9 protein-coding genes are annotated in these 17,150 nt (G+C 69.1%); 5 read left to right on the top strand and 4 right to left on the bottom strand.

Annotation, left to right across the window (positions count from 1 at the left end; all coding sequences use genetic code 11):
- Positions 1-97: 97 nt before the first annotated feature.
- Entirely contained in the window at positions 98-4,621 is a 4,524-nt protein-coding gene (locus E7V67_014130) for a PAS domain S-box protein (protein WUR16193.1), read from the top strand.
- A complete protein-coding gene (locus tag E7V67_014125) occupies positions 4,618-5,574 on the top strand; it encodes a diguanylate cyclase (protein ID WUR16192.1) in 957 nt (318 codons plus the stop codon). The genes E7V67_014130 and E7V67_014125 overlap by 4 nt, the downstream gene beginning before the upstream one ends.
- 76 nt (positions 5,575-5,650) lie before the next feature.
- Here the strand turns inward: E7V67_014125 and E7V67_014120 are convergent, their stop codons facing one another.
- Both E7V67_014120 and E7V67_014115 read right to left on the bottom strand, forming a co-directional pair.
- A complete protein-coding gene (locus tag E7V67_014120; GenBank protein WUR16191.1) occupies positions 5,651-7,039 on the bottom strand; it encodes an amino acid permease in 1,389 nt (462 codons plus the stop codon).
- A 73-nt stretch (positions 7,040-7,112) separates the two neighbouring features.
- A complete protein-coding gene (locus E7V67_014115) occupies positions 7,113-8,747 on the bottom strand; it encodes a GGDEF domain-containing protein (protein WUR16190.1) in 1,635 nt (544 codons plus the stop codon).
- A gap of 260 nt (positions 8,748-9,007) precedes the next feature.
- Here E7V67_014115 and E7V67_014110 point away from each other — a divergent pair, with 260 nt between their 5' ends.
- Together E7V67_014110 and E7V67_014105 are read left to right on the top strand one after the other, a co-directional pair.
- Positions 9,008-9,802: a TorF family putative porin gene (locus tag E7V67_014110; GenBank protein WUR16189.1), complete on the top strand. Its 795-nt coding sequence runs from the start codon at positions 9,008-9,010 to the stop codon at positions 9,800-9,802.
- A gap of 35 nt (positions 9,803-9,837) precedes the next feature.
- Positions 9,838-11,922: a methyl-accepting chemotaxis protein gene (locus E7V67_014105; protein ID WUR16188.1), complete on the top strand. Its 2,085-nt coding sequence runs from the start codon at positions 9,838-9,840 to the stop codon at positions 11,920-11,922.
- A 192-nt stretch (positions 11,923-12,114) separates the two neighbouring features.
- Here E7V67_014105 and E7V67_014100 read toward each other — a convergent pair whose 3' ends face one another.
- The gene (locus E7V67_014100; GenBank protein WUR16187.1) at positions 12,115-12,702 is read right to left on the bottom strand and encodes a hemerythrin domain-containing protein; all 588 of its coding nucleotides are present in this window, start codon (positions 12,700-12,702) and stop codon (positions 12,115-12,117) included.
- Between the two features lie 255 nt (positions 12,703-12,957).
- Here E7V67_014100 and E7V67_014095 point away from each other — a divergent pair, with 255 nt between their 5' ends.
- Entirely contained in the window at positions 12,958-15,468 is a 2,511-nt protein-coding gene (locus E7V67_014095) for an EAL domain-containing protein (protein WUR16186.1), read from the top strand.
- A 211-nt stretch (positions 15,469-15,679) separates the two neighbouring features.
- Here the strand turns inward: E7V67_014095 and E7V67_014090 are convergent, their stop codons facing one another.
- Positions 15,680-17,035: an MFS transporter gene (locus E7V67_014090; GenBank protein ID WUR16185.1), complete on the bottom strand. Its 1,356-nt coding sequence runs from the start codon at positions 17,033-17,035 to the stop codon at positions 15,680-15,682.
- Between the last annotated feature and the right edge of the window lie 115 nt (positions 17,036-17,150).

The following is a 17,150-nucleotide window of genomic DNA, read 5'->3' as shown; positions in this document are numbered from 1 at the left end:
GTTCCCCGTCATACAGGAAAGATCCCATGCCAGCCGGTCGTGCCGCTTCGCCAACCCGTCCGTTTCCATCGTTCGCCCGTTGCCCGGGCCGTGCATCATGAGCTTTTCCCCGATCCTGCCGCGCCAGCGCCTGGGCACCTCGCTGGCCCTATGGGCCTCCGTCAGCGCGCTGCTGCTGACCGTCGTCCTGGTCGTCCTGCTGGGCCACTTGTCCACCGAAGAACTGAAGCGCATGATCGGCGCGGGCCTGGCCGAGCGCGCCCGCCACGGCGCCGAGCAGCTGGACGCGACGATGCACGAGCGCTACCGCGAGGTGCGCATGCTGGCCGGACGCCATGAACTGAGCGCGGCCGGCGTGCCGGTGCAGGTACGGCGCGATACGATCGAGCAGCTGCAGGGCAGCTATCCGATGTACGCATGGATCGGCCTGGTCAGCCTGGACGGCATCGTGCGCGCCTCGACCGGCGAGTTGCTGGAGGGCGTGGACGTGTCGAAGCGGCCCTGGTTTTCCGGCGCCCTGAAGGGCAAGTACGTGCATGACGTGCACGAGGCCAAGCTGCTGGCCAAGCTGCTGCCGGCCCAGGCCGGCGGTCCCGCGCGCTTCGTCGATATCGCGTTCCCCGTGCCTGGCGAGAACGGCAAGCCAGCCTACGTGCTGGGTGCGCACCTGCACTGGCGCTGGGCCGAGCAGATCCGCAGCCGCATCGACATGGCCGCCAGCGGCGGCGAGCAGACCCTGATCGTCGACCGCGACGGCAAGGTGCTGTCCGGACCGGAAGGGCTGGCCGGCAGCGTGGTCCAATCGCTCAGCCTGGCGGCCGCGCGCGGCGGCGTACCGAAGAGCGCCGAGGAGCGCTGGCCGGACGGCCGCACCTACCTGGTCGGTGCCGCCGCCACCAGCGGCTATGGCGATTACGCCGGGCTGGGCTGGGTCGTGCTGACGCGCCAGGAGGCGCGCTTGGCCTACGCCCCCGTGCGCGAGCTGCAGCTGCGCGTGTTCGGCGTCGGCGTCGCCGTCGCGCTGGCCTTCTCGCTGCTGGGCTGGCGCGTGTCGCGCCGCATCACGCAGCCACTGCTGGACGCGGCCACGTCCGCCGCCGCCATCGAGCAGGGCGACCAGCATTCGATCGACGTGGCCCCGGGCAGCTTCTTCGAGCTGGCCGCGCTGACGGGGGCCGTCAACGCCAGCCTGCGGCGCCTGCAGGAACAACAGAAGCAGTTGACGACGATGAACGTCCAGCTGGAAGAACGCGTGGCCCAGCGCACCGGCGACCTGGCGCGCTCGCTGGACACGGTGCGGCGCAGCGAGGAACGCATCCGCACGATCCTGGAGACGGCGCAGGACGCCTTCGTCGGCATGGACAGCGATGGCCGCATCACGGACTGGAACCCACAGGCCGAGCACATCACGGGCTGGCGCCGCGACGAGGTGCTGGGCCGGCCCTTGCACGAAGTGCTGATTCCGCCCGCGCTGCGCGACGCGCACCAGCGCGGCATGCGGCGCTTCCTGGCCACGGGCGAGGCGCGCGTGCTGGGGCGCCGGCTGGAATTGATGGCGCTGCGGCGCGACGGCAGCGAATTTCCCGTCGAGATGACGATCGGCCTGGTCGACGTCGCCGGCGAGCGCTCGTTCGGCGCCTTCCTCAACGATATCTCGGTGCGCCGGCGCATCGAGCGCGAGCTGGAAAGCGAGCGCACCCTGCTGGCCGCCGTGCTGGAAGCGATCGACGTGGCCGTGGTGGCCTGCGACGAGGCCGGCAACCTGACCCTGTTCAACCGCGCCGCGCGCGAGATCTATGGCGTGCCGCGCGATGCCGCGCTGCGCACCGACTGGCTGCACCACTGCAGTGTGTACCTGCCGGACGGCAGCGCGCCGGTGCCGCCGCACGCGGTGCCGCTGGCCCGTGCCCTGGCCGGCGAAACCATCAGCGGCCAGGAGATCGTCATCGCGCCGCCGGGCCGGGCGGTGCGCCACCTGCTGTGCTCCGGCCACGCGCTGGTCAGTGCCGAAGGCACGCGCCTGGGCGCGGTGGTGGCCAGCAGCGACATCACGGCGCGCCGCGAGGCCGAGCGCCGCCTGGCCGACAGCGAACGCTTCCTGCGCACGATGGCGGACAACAATCCCGCCCTGATCGGCTACGTCGACAGGGAGACCATCTACCGCTTCGCCAACCGCAGCTACGGCGCCACGCTGGGCGTCACGACCGACGAGATCGTGGGCCGGCACATGCGCGACGTGCTGGGCGAAGCCGCCTACGCCGTGCTCGAGCCCTACGTGGCGCAGGCGCTGGCCGGCCAGCCGGTGCACTTCGAGACCGACTTCCAGCACCCGGGCTGGCCACGCTACTTCATGGGCGACTACATCCCCAATATCGACGCCGACGGCACCGTGCTGGGCTTCCACACGATGGTGACCGACATCACGGATCGTAAAATGGCGGAACTGAGCCAGGCCCGCAACGAGCGGCTGGCGCAGGCGGCCAGCCGCGCCAAGAGCGAGTTCGTGGCCAACGTCAGCCATGAAATCCGTACCCCGATGAATGCGGTACTGGGCCTGACCCACCTGCTCGACGGCACGGACCTGACGCCGCCGCAGCGCGAATACGTGGGCATGATCCAGTCCTGCGGCAAGACGCTGGTCGGCATCATCAACGACGTGCTCGACTTCTCCAAGATCGAGGCTGGCCGCATCGACATCGCGGCGCTGCCGTTCCAGCTGGCACAGCTGGTGGAGGCCGTCGCCACCGCGATGCGTGCCAGCGACAAGGCGTTGAACCTCGTCGTGGACGTGGCGCCGGACCTCCCGGCCGCCTACATCGGCGATGCCACCCGGCTGCAGCAGGTGGTGCTGAACCTGGTCGGCAACGCGCTCAAATTCACCGCCGAGGGCGAAGTGGTGGTGACGTTCGCCCGCATCGCCCAGCACGGCAGCACCACCACCCTGCGCATCGACGTGCGCGACAGCGGCATCGGCATCAGCGAGGAGCAGATGGCGCGGCTGTTCCGGCCGTTCGAGCAGGCCGATGCCGGCATTTCGCGGCGCTACGGCGGCACTGGCCTGGGCCTGGCGATCGCCCGCCAGCTGGTCGAGCTGATGGGCGGGCGCATCACCGTCGCCAGCGCGCCGGAGCAGGGCAGCACCTTCACGGTGACCTTGCCGCTGACCAGCACGGCCGGCGCCGCGACGGCCGAGGCGCCCCCGGCGGGACGCCTGCTGGTGCTGGACGCCAGCGCCGCCGGCCGCGCCGGCAGCGTCCACGCGGCGCAGCAGCTGGGCTGGAACGTGGTGGCGGCGGCCGATATGGCGGCGGCCTCGGCACAGCTGCGCGAGGCCAGCGTGGACGCCATCCTGGCGGGCGCGGCCCAGGCCGGCGTGCAGCAGTTGTTGGACGAGCATGCGGCGCGCTGGCCCGGCCACGCCGTCGCGCTGCTGCAATTGACCGGTGGCGCGGACCGCGCGGTGCCGGCGTTGCCGCAAGCGGTCGCGCTGGCCCGGCCCCTCACCGCGGCCAGCCTGCGTGGCGCCCTGGCGGCGCCCAGCCGGCCGACGCTGCCGGCCCCGCGCGCCAGCGTGGCGGCCAGCGCCAGCGGCCTGGACGGCGCGCGCATCCTGCTGGTCGAGGATAACGCGCTCAACCAGCTGGTGGCGAAAGGTATACTGGAACCCGCCGGCGCCATTGTGACGGCCGTGTGGAACGGCCAGGAGGCCGTCGACGCGATGAGCGCCGACCCGGCGCGCTTCGACCTGGTGCTGATGGACGTGCAGATGCCGGTGATGGACGGTTATACGGCCACCCGGCAGCTGCGCACCCGGCTGGGGGTACGCCAGCCGATCCTGGCGATGAGCGCCGGCGTCACGGCGGCCGAGCGCGAGCAGTGCCTGGCGGCCGGCATGAACGATTTCATCGCCAAGCCGGTCGATGTGGAGCAGATGATGGAAAGCTTGCGGCAGCACCTGGGCCGTGCGCCGGCGCCACCGGTGGCCCCGATGGCGGCGCCCGCGGCCACGTTCAACGTGGACCGGCTGGCGGCGCTGAGCGCGGCCGACGCCGGCCAGCGCCAGGCCCTGGTCGGATTGGTCGAGCGCATGGCGCGCGAGGCCCCGGCCGAGCTGGGCCGGGCCCGCGCAGTCTGGCAGGAAGGCGACGCCAAGACGGCCGCCTCGGTGCTGCACGCGCTGCGCGGCTCGGTCGGCAGCCTGGGGGCACGCGACTTCGCCCAGGTCTCGCTGCGGCTGGAAGGCGCGCTGCGCGACGGCCGCGAGGCGGTGGCGACGGTCCTGTTCGAGGACGTGGCGCGCGAACTGAACGCCACCACCGCGGCGGCGCGCGCCTGGCTGGCGACGCAGGCCCCGGCCGCGCCGGCGCCGCAAGGAGAGCATGACGCGGACGGCATGCCGGCCGGCTGGGCGCACTGGTTGGCCCTGCTGGCCCAGCGCGACCTGGACGCCGTGACCGAGTACGAGACGTTGCGCGGCTGGCTGGCGGGGCAGCTGGCGCCGGAGCAAGGCGCGGCGCTGGCCGCCGCGATGGCCGCGCTGGATTTCGATGCGGTGCTGGCGGCGCTGCCGTCGGCGCTGCGTCAAGCCGGAGATAACGACATGAAAGAGGAGGACCAATGAGCGCTGCGCCCCAAGCTGACAGCACGATCCTGATCATCGACGACAACGCGGACACGATCCGGCTGTTGTCCGCCATGGTGCGCGGCCAGGCGCGGGTGCTGTTCGCCACCAGCGGCGCGGCCGGGATCGACATCGCGCGGCTGCAACGGCCCCAGTTGATCCTGCTGGACGTCGAGATGGCGGGCATGGATGGTTTTGCCGTGTGCGACGTGATCCGCAGCGATCCGGCCTTGCGCAGCAGCGCCATCATCTTCGTCACGGCCCAGTCCACCCCGGAAGCGGAAATCGCCTGCCTGGACGCCGGCGCCGTCGATTTCATCCCCAAGCCGCTCAACGCCGCCGTGGTGCAGGCACGCGTGCGCACCCACCTGCGCCTGCAGGCCGCGCTGGCCACGCTGGACGGCCTGGCGCACCAGGACGGCATGACGGGCCTGTTCAACCGGCGCCATTTCGACAACCAGCTGGCGACCGAGTTCGCCCGCCACCGCCGCCACCGCATGCCGCTGGGCCTGGCGCTGGTGGACGTCGACCACTTCAAGCTGTACAACGACCGCTACGGCCACCAGCAGGGCGACGTTTGCCTGCAGCAGGTCGCCGGCGCGATCCGCGAGGGCGCGCGCCGCCCCGGCGAACTGGCCGCGCGCTACGGCGGCGAGGAATTCGTCGTGCTGCTGCCGAACACCGATCACGATGGCCTGCTGACCTACGGCGACTGGCTGTGCCGGCGCATCGCGGCGCTGAACATCGCGCACCCGACGGCACCGACGGCGCCGTTCGTCACGGCCAGCGTCGGTTTGTGCTCGGTGCTGCCGGAAGAGGGCGACACGGCCGAGGCGCTGCTGCACACGGCCGACATGGCGCTGTACGAGGCCAAGCGCGCCGGGCGCAATCGCAGCGTGGTGGTGCGGCCCGGGGCGGCGGCGGGACGTGCCGCCGATCCCGCCGACGTGTGAGGGGCTGGGGGCGGTCCCCGCAGGGGACTGACCCCGGTTTTAATCGTTTGGCATCCGGTAGCGATAAAAACCAGGGTCAGTCCCCGTTGGGGACAGACCCTAGTACTTCGACCGTCCCGGGCGCCTTGCGCTTGCTCCAATACCCCAGGCACAACACGCCCAGCCAAACGGGAATCAGCCACACCGACAGCCGCAGCTCGGGCGTCGCATACATCACCCCCAGCACGCCGGCCAGGAAGGCCAGGCACAGCCAGTTCGACAGCGGATACCACGGGCTCGGGAACCCGGTGGCCAGCCCCGCTTGGCGCTTGTGGGCGCGGAAGCGCAGGTGGATCCAGCTGATCATGCCCCAGTTGATGATCAGGGCCGACACCACCAGCCCCATCAGCAGCTCGAACGCCTTGCCCGGCATGAAGTAGTTGACGCTGACGCAGATGCCCGTCGCCAGCGCCGACACGCCCAGCGCCGCCAGTGGCACGCCGCGCCGGTTCACCTTCAGCAGCGTGCGCGGGGCGTTGCCCTGCAACGCCAGGCCGTACAACATGCGGCTGTTGCAGTAGACGCAGCTGTTGTAGACCGACAGCGCCGCCGTCAGCACGACGATGTTGAGCATCGTCGCCACCCAGTCGCTGTCCAGCGCGTGGAAGATCAGCACGAACGGGCTGCCGCCGGTGACGACCTTCTGCCACGGGTACAGCGACAGCAGCACGCCCAGTGCGCCGATGTAGAAGATCAGGATGCGGTAGATGGCCTGGTTGGTGGCCTTCGGGATCGTGCGGGCCGGGTCGTCCGCCTCGGCCGCCGTGATGCCGACCAGTTCCAGGCCGCCGAACGAGAACATGATGACGGCGATCGCCATCACCAGGCCCATCACGCCGTTCGGGAAGAAGCCGCCGTGGCGCCACAGGTTGGCGACCGAGGCCTCCGGTCCCGCGTTGCCGGAGGCCAGCAGCCAGGCGCCGAAGCCGATCATGCCGACGATGGCGACCACCTTGATGATGGCGAACCAGAACTCCATCTCGCCGAAGGCCTTGACGTTGGCCAGGCTGATGCCGTTGATGATGACGAAGAAGGCCAGTGCCGACACCCAGGTGGGAATGTCCGGCCACCAGTACTGCACGTAGATGCCCACGGCCGAGAGCTCGGCCATGCTGACCAGCACGTACAGCACCCAGTAGTTCCAGCCCGACAGGAAACCGGCCAGCGGGCCGCAGTACTTGTCGGCGAAGTGGCTGAACGAACCGGCCACCGGCTCGTCCACCACCATCTCGCCCAGCTGGCGCATGATCAGGAAGGCGATGATGCCGGCGATCGCATAGCCCAGCAGCACGGACGGGCCGGCCATGCGGATGGTCTGCGCGATGCCCAGGAACAGGCCCGTGCCGATGGCGCCGCCCAGTGCGATCAGCTGGATGTGGCGGCTCTTCAGGCCCCGTTTGAGCTCGTGTTGTGATGTTGCTGCCATGGATCTCCGCCGCTTGGTGATTGAAGAAGTTGCATGATTCTAATGCATGGCGGGGCCATGGCGGCAAGGCCGCTCAGTGTGCCAGCGTGTTGGCGGTGTCGAGCGGCGGCGGCGGCACCACGCGGTAGCCGTCGCGGCCCGCTGCCTTGGCCGCGTACAAGGCCTCGTCGGCCTGGCGCAGCAGCGCGTCGCGGCCGATGCCGGGGGCGGCCACGGCCAGGCCGACACTGGTGGTGACGGCCAGGTCGATGCTGTCGGCCAGGAAGGCGGGGCGCATCGCCTCGACGATCTTGCGCCCCAGGGCCGCCAGTTCCTCGCTGGCGCCAAGGTGTTCGAACAGCACGACGAATTCGTCGCCGGCCTGGCGCGCGACCGTGTCCGTCACGCGCACCGTGGCGCGCAGGCGGCGGGCGAATTCGACCAGCACCAGGTCGCCCGTGGCGTGGCCGTGGGTGTCGTTGATCTGCTTGAAGCGGTCGATGTCGAGATAGGCCACCGCGACGCGGCTGCCGCTGCGGTTGGCGCGCAGCAGCGCCTTGTCCAGCTCCGCTTCGAACACGCGCCGGTTGTGCAGCCCCGTCAGCGAATCGGTGCGGGCCAGTCGTGCCATCTCCTCGTCGGCCCGGGCGCGCAGCCGGGTCAGCGAGTGGAACGCGCGGCTCAGCGCGCCCACCTCGTCGCGGCGCGACAGGTCGAGCACGTCGATGTCGGCCTCGCCGCGCTCGACCCGCGCGATCTGCGTGCGCAGGGTTTCCAGTGGGCGCAGCAGGCGATGGATGGCCAGCCAGCCCAGCAGGCCGGCCAGCAGCGCCAGCAGCGTGGTCGGGAGCATCGCGGCGCGGCGCAGCGCGATCAGCGGCGCGAACGCCTCCGCCGCCGGGTAGACGATGCCGACGATCCAGCCGGTCGATGGCACCCGCTTGTAGCCGATCAGCGCGTCCACGCCTGCCTTGGTCGGGGCCCGGCTCCAGCCTTCGAAGCCGGCCAGCGCGCGCTGTGTGGTGGGCATCACGCCGCCCGCCTCCTCGCTGACCTTGCGCAGGATGCGGCGCGTGTCCGGGTGGTGCAGGATGGTGCCGTCCGGCGCCAGCAGGAACAGGTAGCCGCTGCGGCCCGGCTTCAAGGGTTCGAGCTGGCCCAGGAAGGAAGGCTGGCCCAGGTCGATGCCGCCGGCCAGGATGACGACCAGCCGGCCGGCCGCGTCGTACACCGGTTCGGTCAGCAGCACGACGGGACGGCCGGACAGCTTGCTGCGAAAGGGCTGCGACACGATGCCTTCGTGGGCGCTGACCGTCTGCGTGAAATACGGCCGGTCGGCGCCCGAGAAGGTGCCGATCTGGCGCCGGTCCGTCAGGCTGGCGACCAGCGTGCCGCTGGCATCGAAGGCCACCACGTTGAAGAACTGCTCGCGCAGCGTGCCATGGCGCTCCAGGTAGGCCTGCACGGCACCGGGCTCGGCCAGGCTGTCCGGATGCGCCCCTTCCGCGATGGCCCGCAGCAGCGTGCGTTTGGCGTCCAGGTCGCGCTCCAGGTGCCCGGCCGCGCTCGACAGCAGGGCAAACTCGCGGTCGCCCACCAGGCCCGCCATTTCGCGCTCGGCCAGCGTCAGCGCGGCCAGGGCCAGCAGGACGCTGGATACGAAGACCAGGGCCGTGATGACGACGGTGAGCCTGGATTTCAGGTTTTTGACGGGATGGACGAAGCGCATGATGGCTTGGATGAGGGCCGCAGTGTACCACGCCACCGGCGGGTGCTGGCAAAGCCGATGCGCCCCTGGCAACTCGTTAGAACGCCTGCAACGACGGGCGCCGTTCTGTTGTATTGATGTGCGTCAAACGTAAAAATGCGTGGTTGAAAGGTTAAATCTCACCAATATTCACGAGCCCTCGTTGTACTATTGCTGTACGGATACTTCAACCTTTCCTTTCCCGCGGCGCCGCCGCCACTGACTTTTTACGGATCACTACCATGAACAATGGCCTCGGACGGCTGATGCCCGCGCTTTGCCTGTCGCTTTGCAGCGCCTCCCTTTTCGCCCCCTCGCTCGCCCACGCCGAGGACGCCGCGGCCGGTGCCACGCTGACCGGCAACGCCAGCGTCGTGTCGCAGTACGTCTCGCGTGGCGTGCGCCAGACCTGGGGCAAGCCGGCCGCGCAGGCGGGCCTGGATTACGCGCACCCGAGCGGCTGGTCGGCCGGCACCTGGGTCTCGACCATCAGCGACCGCTTCGTCGAGAAGGGCACGGTGGAATGGGACATCTATGGCGGCTACAGCGGCAGCGTGGGCGACATCGGCTACAGCGCGCTGGCGTACTACTACAAGTACCCGGGCGCCGTGATCAGCGCCACGGGCACCAAGTTCGACTACGCGGAACTGTCGGCCGGCCTGACCTACAAATCCTTCTATGGCAAGTACAACTACACGGTGACGAAGGACTTCTTCGGCATCACCAATGCGCGCGGCACGGGCTACCTGGACGTGGGCGTGAATCATGACCTGGGCGACGGCTGGACCCTGAACCTGCACGCCGGCGATGGCCGCGTGGCCGGCAACGGCAACGACATCTGGAACTGGCGCGATGCCAAGGCCGGCGTGACGAAGACCCTGGGCGGCGGCTGGAGCACGGCCGTGGCCTACACCCGCGCCTGGGGCAAGACCGACATCTACAAGAGCTACACGACCGGCGTGCCGAGCGGCGGCACGCTGCACTACAGCGACGTGAGCAAAGGCGCCCTGGTGGTGTCGCTGACGCGTACCTTCTAACGAGTCCTTTATCGCAGCACGACTTCATGACCGAGATGAGCAAACCCCGCCTGGCGCTGTCCCTGAACGCCCGCATCTGTGCCGCCGCCACGGCGCTCGTGGTGCTGAGCCTGGCCATCACGGCGGCCGTCACGGGCTTGCGCAGCAGCGCCAGCGCGGAAGACGCGGCGCTGAAGCTGGCCCATACGACCAGCCGCGAGGCCGCGCATGCGCTGGCCAGCCGCATCACCGCCAACCTGTCGACGGTGCAGGGCGTCAGCGCCGCCTTGCGCGCGACCCGCGGCACCGGCATGGCGCTGACGCGCGAGCAGCAGATCGAGGTCGCCAAGGCCGTGCTGCTGTCGTCGGACGACATCGTCGGTACCGCGATCGCCTGGGAACCGGACGCGCTGGACGGCAAGGACGCCGACTACGCCGGCAAGGGTCCCACGTGGGACGCCAGCGGCCGCCACATGCCGTACTTCACCCGCAATCCGGCCGGCGGCGTGGCCGTCACGCCGATCGAGTTCACCACGGCGCCGGGCGCGAACGACTGGTACGACGTGCCCAAGCGCACCGGCAAGGTGCTGTTTACCGACCCGTATGTGTATCCGGTCAACGGCAAGGACGTGCTGATGGCGTCGCTGGTGGCGCCCATCGTCATCGAGGGCAAGTTCGCCGGCGTGACCACGGCCGACCTGATGCTGACGCAGCTGGGCAAGATCCTGGCCGACATGACGACGATGGAAGGCAGCAGCCTGGCATTGGTCTCGAACGGCGGCATGTATGCCAGCCATCCCGATGCGGCACGCAACGGCAAGGCAGCGCAGGACCTGCCGCCCGCGGCGCTGGCCGCCGTCAAGGCCGGCAAGTCGCATGAATACGAGGACGCCGAGGGCGTCGTCCACATGCTGCAGCCGCTGCTGCTGCATCCGGACATCGCCCCGTGGGCCGTGCGCCTGTCGTTCCCGCGCAGCGTGGCCACGGCCGCCGCGCGCGAGTTGCTGATGTATACCACGCTGGTCTCGGTGCTGTGCGCGCTGGCCGCCGCCGTGGCGATGGTGTGCACGCTCAATCGCCTGACCCGGCCGCTGCGCAGCCTGGCCCGCACGATGACGCAGCTGGCCGGCGGCAATGCCGACCTGTCGGCGCGCCTGACGGTACGGGGCAACGACGAGCTGGCCGTGATCGGCCGCGGCTTCAACGACTTCGTGGCCAAGATCGAACACGTGCTGGCGCGGGTGCGCCACAGCTCGGACGCGGTGGCGGTGGCCAGCGCCGAGATCAGCCAGGGCAACCATGACCTCTCCGCCCGCACCGAGCAGCAGGCCAGCGCGCTGGAGGAAACGGCGGCGTCGATGGAGGAGCTGACCAGCACGGTCAAGCAGAACTCGGACAATGCGGTCCAGGCGCGCCAGCTGGCCGCCTCGGCCTCGGAAGTGGCGGTACGCGGCGGCGCCGTGGTGGCGCAGGTGGTCGATACGATGGCCTCGATCAATGCCTCGTCGAACAAGGTGGTGGACATCATCAGCGTGATCGACGGCATCGCCTTCCAGACCAATATCCTGGCGCTGAACGCGGCCGTGGAAGCGGCGCGCGCCGGCGAGCAGGGCCGCGGCTTCGCGGTCGTGGCGAGCGAGGTGCGCAACCTGGCGCAGCGCAGCGCGTCGGCGGCCAAGGAGATCAAGCAGCTGATCGGCGACTCGGTCACGCAGGTGGAGCAGGGCAGCCGGCTGGTGGCCGATGCCGGCGGCACGATGGACGAGGTGGTGGCCAGCGTGCAGCGCGTGGCCGCCATCATCAGCGAGATCGCCGCGGCCAGCGGCGAGCAAAGCAGCGGCATCGCCCAGATCAACCAGGCGGTGGTGCAGATGGACGGCGTGACGCAGCAGAACGCGGCGCTGGTGGAAGAGGCGGCGGCCGCGGCGGAAAGCCTGCAGCACCAGGCCGACACGCTGGTGGCGCTGGTGGGTGAGTTCCGCATCGGTGGTGTGGACGCCGAGCCGGCGGTTGCGCCGGCCGTGGCGGCGGCACCGCGCGCCAGCCTGCCGTCGCCGCGCGCGGTGGCCCCGGTCGTGCCGGCCAAGGCCAAGAGCCGCGTCACCGAAACGGTGGGCGGCGACGAGTGGGAAACCTTCTGATCATCCCCCGCTGACGGGATTCTTCTAGCAGGGAAATGTCGGCGTTTGCCGGGCCGCGCACCAGTTGCGCCGCCCGGCTTTTTTTTGGGGTCTGTCCCTTTGGGACGGACCCCGAAGTTCTTTTGATCCGCCAGCAAACTTCGGGGTCAGTCCCTGAAGGGACAGACCCCAATGCCTCCAGCGCCGCAGACCCTATGCATGCGCCGGCTTGCGCCCCAGCAGCTTGCTGGCGGCAAACGCGGCCCCGGCCACGCCCACCACCATCGCCGCCGTGCTGCCGGAGAAGCCCACCGCCGTGTCGCGGGCGATCTTGCCGGCCTGCGGCGTGACCAGCTGCATGCGGCGCTTCGTCATCTGCGCGCCCAGCTCGCTCAGGCGGTCCTGCGTCATCAGCCGCTCGGCATCGGGCAGCAGTACCGTTTCCTCGTCCGCCACGTGGTGCATCACGTCGCGCATCAGCTCATGGATCAGCTGGTCGTGGCGCGGGTCGGCGGCGTCGGTCGCGCGCAGGGCGGCGATGACGCGGCGCATCTCGTTATGCTCCGGCTCGGCTTTCAGCATGGTCGGGTCACTGCCCTCCAGCTCGCGCATCGCGGGATAGAAAATCTCCTCTTCGAGCGTGGCGTGGATCTCCAGCGCGGTGCAGATCGTTTCCGCCAGCGCCTTTTTCACCTTCGGCTTCTGGGTCGTCGTGTACTGGTGGAACGTCACCAGTGTGTGCGAGTGGTCGAAGCGGATCATGTCCGTGATCGTCGGGCTCAGCTTGTTCAGTGAAAACATCGTCTTCTCCTTGTCTTGGCAACGTCTCATGTTAGAACGCCAACGCGGCACGCGGCGTAGGAAAACGCCGCAGCGCGCTGTCGGCGCAGCCCGCGCTGTCACCGCCGAGGCCGTGTCCCACTTTGGTGCCGTGACCCCACGGTAGGACACGAGCTCGGCATTGGCGGTGCTGTGGCGGTCCCGCCACGACGGCATTGCGCACAGTGCGGCCCGCCTGGGATATAGTTATCACATGGACCACTGCCGGGGAGCCGCATGAAAGGCCAGTATCGTGCCGCAGCGAATCGAAGGAAGGGCCTGCCCGTGTACGGCCGCAGTCCGCATGCCGCCGCGGCGCGCATCCTGACGCGCTTCGGCGACCTGTTCCAGGACCATCCGCAGCCGATGTGGATCTACGACGTCGACACGCTGCGCTTCCTGCGCGTCAATGCCGCCGCTTGCCGCCATTATGGCTACACGACGGATGAGTTCCTGCACATGACGATCCGCGACATCCGCCCGCGCGACGAGCACGCGCGCCTGGACGCGGACCTGGCGACCACGGCCGGCGAGCAGAAGATGCCGCAGTCGTCCGGCGTGTGGACCCACCTGAAGCGCGACGGCACGCCGATCGCGGTGCGCATCTCGTCCCACGCGGTGACCTACCTGGGGCACCGGGCCCGCCTGGTGTTCGCGCTGGACGTGACGGCGCAGCAGGCCACCGAGCGGGCCCTGTACCGCTCGGAGCAGCTGTACCGCAGCCTGATCGACACGATGCCGCACCAGGTGTACTGGAAGGACCTCGACTTGCATTACGTCGGTTGCAACCGGGTATTCGCCGAAGCGGCCGGGCTGGACGATCCGCAGGAAGTGGTGGGCAAGAGCGACGAGAACCTGATCTGGCGCCGCCAGGCCCAGCGCATGGCGGCCGAGGACCGCATCGTCGTCGACACCGGCCACCCGCTGCTGGACAGGGAAGACACGCTGACGGGGCCGGACGGCAAACAGCGCCGCTACCTCGTCAACAAGCTGCCCCTGTACGGTCCGGAAGGCGCCATCATCGGCATGCTGGGCACGCTGGAGGACATCACGTCGCGCCGCAAGGCCGAGGAGACGCTGCGCCTGCAGAGCCGGGCGCTGGACGCCAGCGTCAACGCCATCGTCATCACGCGCCAGGTCAACCGGCAGGATGTGATCGTCTACGCCAATCCCGCCTTCGCCCGCATTTCCGGCTACGAGCTGGCCGACGTGGTGGGCCAGGACTGCCGCTTCCTGCAGGCCGACGACCGCGATCAGGAAGGCCTGTACCTGCTGCGCGACGCGCTGCAGACCAACCGCGAGGCCACCGTGGTGCTGCGCAACTACCGCAAGGATGGCACGCTGTTCTGGAACCAGCTGCACATCGCGCCCGTGCTGGACAGCGGCGGCAAGGTGACGCATTGGGTCGGCGTCATCAACGACATCACCGACACGATGCGCTACCAGCAGGACCTGGAGCACCAGTCCACCCACGACGCATTGACGGGCCTGCCCAACCGCAACCTGTTCCGCGACCGCCTCGACCAGGCCATCAGCTACGCGGCGCGCTACCGCAACCAGCTGTGGGTGGTGGTGCTGGACCTGGACAACTTCAAGCTGATCAACGATACCCTGGGCCACGCGGTCGGCGACAGCCTGCTGCAGACGGTGGGCGAACGCCTGCGCGCGGCCCTGCGCGACTCGGACACGGTGGCGCGCCTGGGCGGCGACGAATTCATCCTACTGCTGCTGGACCAGCCCGGTGGCGGCCTGTCGCAACGCACCGTGCAGACGATCCTGGAGGCCGTCAGCGCGCCGATGCGCCTCGGCGCGCACGACCTGGCCCTCACCTGCAGCATGGGCGTGGCGGTCTATCCGCGCGACGGCGAAACGGGTTCCTCGCTGTTCAAGCATGCCGACATCGCGCTGTACCGGGCGAAAGACGGCGGCCGCAACCAGTTGCAGTTCTATACGGAAGAGATGAACGACCGCGTGACCGAGCGCACGCTGATCGAAGGTCACCTGCGCCATGCACTGGTGCGCAACGAGTTCCTGCTGTATTTCCAGCCGCGGGTGGATTGCGTCAGCGGCCGTGTGGTGGGGCTGGAGGCGCTACTGCGCTGGCAGCATCCCGAACTGGGGCTGGTGTCGCCGGTGCGCTTCGTCAGCGTGGCCGAGGAAACCGGGCGCATCGTCGAGATCGGCGAATGGGTGCTCAAGACCGCGTGCCTGCAGGCGGTGGCGTGGCAGCAGGCCGGGCTGGCGCCGGTGCCGGTGGCCGTCAACGTCTCGGCGCGCCAGTTCCGCCACGCCGCCTTCGTGCAGGAAGTGAAGGACGCGCTGGAAGTGAGCGGCCTGGAGCCGCGCTACCTGGAGCTGGAGCTGACGGAAAGCGTCATGATGCACAACGTGGACGTCGTCATCGCCGCGATGAGCCAGCTGAAGGAGATGGGCATCTGCCTGTCGATCGACGACTTCGGCACGGGCTATTCGAGCCTGAACTACCTGCGCCGCTTCCCGATCGACTACCTGAAGATCGACCAGAGTTTCGTGCGCGACATGCTGGACGATCCCCCCGGGGCGGCGATCGTGCGCTCGATCATCGCGCTGGGCCACAGCCTGGCGTTCCGCATCATCGCCGAGGGAGTGGAAACGCCCGAGCAGCTGGCCTACCTGAAGGAGGAGGGCTGCGACGAGATCCAGGGCTTCCTGTGCAGCCGGCCGGTGCCGGAGCGGGAGGCGGCTGTCCTGCTGGGCAGCGGACGCTGAACCCACCGCGAGTCTTCCAAAGCCACCGACGGCGTTCCGTGCTTGGGGTCTGTCCCTTCGGGACTGACCCCGGTTTTCTTCCGCGGCAGGGAAGAACGGTTTGTTGCCAGCCTACCGCGTCATCATTCCGGTCGCCAAGTAAAACCGGGGTCAGTCCCTTGCAGGGACAGACCCCAAGCCTTGACGAGCCGCGGGCCGGCCGGGCGTCACATCAATCGCGGATTTCCAGCGCCCGGTTCACCGACAAAGCCGCCAGCGAGCCGACCGCGCCCGACAGCAGGTACAGGCTGACATAACCCAGGCCGAAGTGCGCCGACAGGCCCAGTGCCACCAGCGGGGCGAACGCGGCGCCGACCAGCCAGGACAGGTCGGACGTCAGCGCCGCGCCCGTGTAGCGGTGACGCGGCGCGAAGTTGGCCGTCACGGCGCCGGCCGCCTGGCCGTACGACAGGCCCAGCAGGGCAAAGCCGACCAGGATGAAGATGTTCTGGCCCATCTCGCCGCCCTGCATCAAGGTCGGCACGAAGCCGGAGAACACGGCGATCAGCGCGGCCAGCGTGCCCAGCGTGGTGCGGCGGCCGAAGCGGTCGGCGATCAGGCCGGAAGCGACGGTGCCGACGATCGCCAGCGCCGCGCCCCACATCTGCAGCACCAGGAAGCCGTCCAGCGAGCGGGTCGAGTACAGCTGCACCCACGACAGCGGGAACACGGTGACCAGGTGGAACAGCGCATAGCTGGCCAGCGCGGCCAGCGCGCCGATGATGATGTTGCGGCCTTGCGTGTGGGACAGCTCGGACAGGCCGACCGGCTCCAGCTCGCGTTCGTCCAGCAGCCGCGAGTATTCAGGCGTGGAGACCAGGCGCAGGCGGGCAAACAGCGCGACCACGTTGATGGCGAAGGCCACGAAGAACGGGAAGCGCCAGCCCCAGTCGAGGAAGTCGAGCGCCGACAGGTTGGCCACCATGTAGGCGAAGATACCGGCGGCGACGATGAAGCCGACCGGTGCGCCCAGCTGGCCCAGCATGGCATACCAGCCGCGCTTGTTCTGCGGCGCGTTCAGGGCCAGCAGCGACGGCAGGCCATCCCACGAGCCGCCCTGGGCGATGCCCTGGCAGATGCGGAAGAAGGCCAGCAGCACGATGCCGGTATTGCCGGCTTCGGCATAAGTGGGCAGGAAGGCCATGCCCACGGTGGCCGTGCCGAGCAGGAACAGGGCTCCGGTCAGCTTGCCTTCGCGCGAATAACGCCGCTGCACCCACATGAACAGCAGGGTGCCGAAGGGGCGGGCGATGAAGGCGAACGAGAAGATGACGAAAGAATACAACGTGGCGTTGAGCCGGTCGTCGAACGGGAAGAACAGCGAGGGGAACACGAGCACCGAGGCGATCGCGTAGACGAAGAAGTCGAAGTACTCGGAAGCGCGCCCGATCACGACGCCGACGGCGATTTCGCCGGGATGGATCTCGCCGTCCCTAGCATTAATGTTGCGTGCGCCGCCACTGGTCGGACTTGGCTGATAATCCGGTTGGCCTGGAGGGTGGGTGCCGTCAAAAGTAGTCGTTGCCATGGTCGTTACCTTATGTCTCTCATGTCATTGTTCACAAGTCTTAGCAAAATGCGCCACTTGAACGCCGTACAGTCGTGCCGTACAGCTGCGCCGTATAGCCGCGCCGTATAGCTGA

The sequence above is a fragment of the [Empedobacter] haloabium genome, from assembly GCA_008011715.2.
GTDB classification, from domain to species: Bacteria; Pseudomonadota; Gammaproteobacteria; order Burkholderiales; family Burkholderiaceae_D; genus Rugamonas; species Rugamonas haloabia.
The sequence above is the reverse complement of the archived record's forward strand: the minus strand, read 5'-3'. Positions and strand labels throughout refer to the sequence as shown.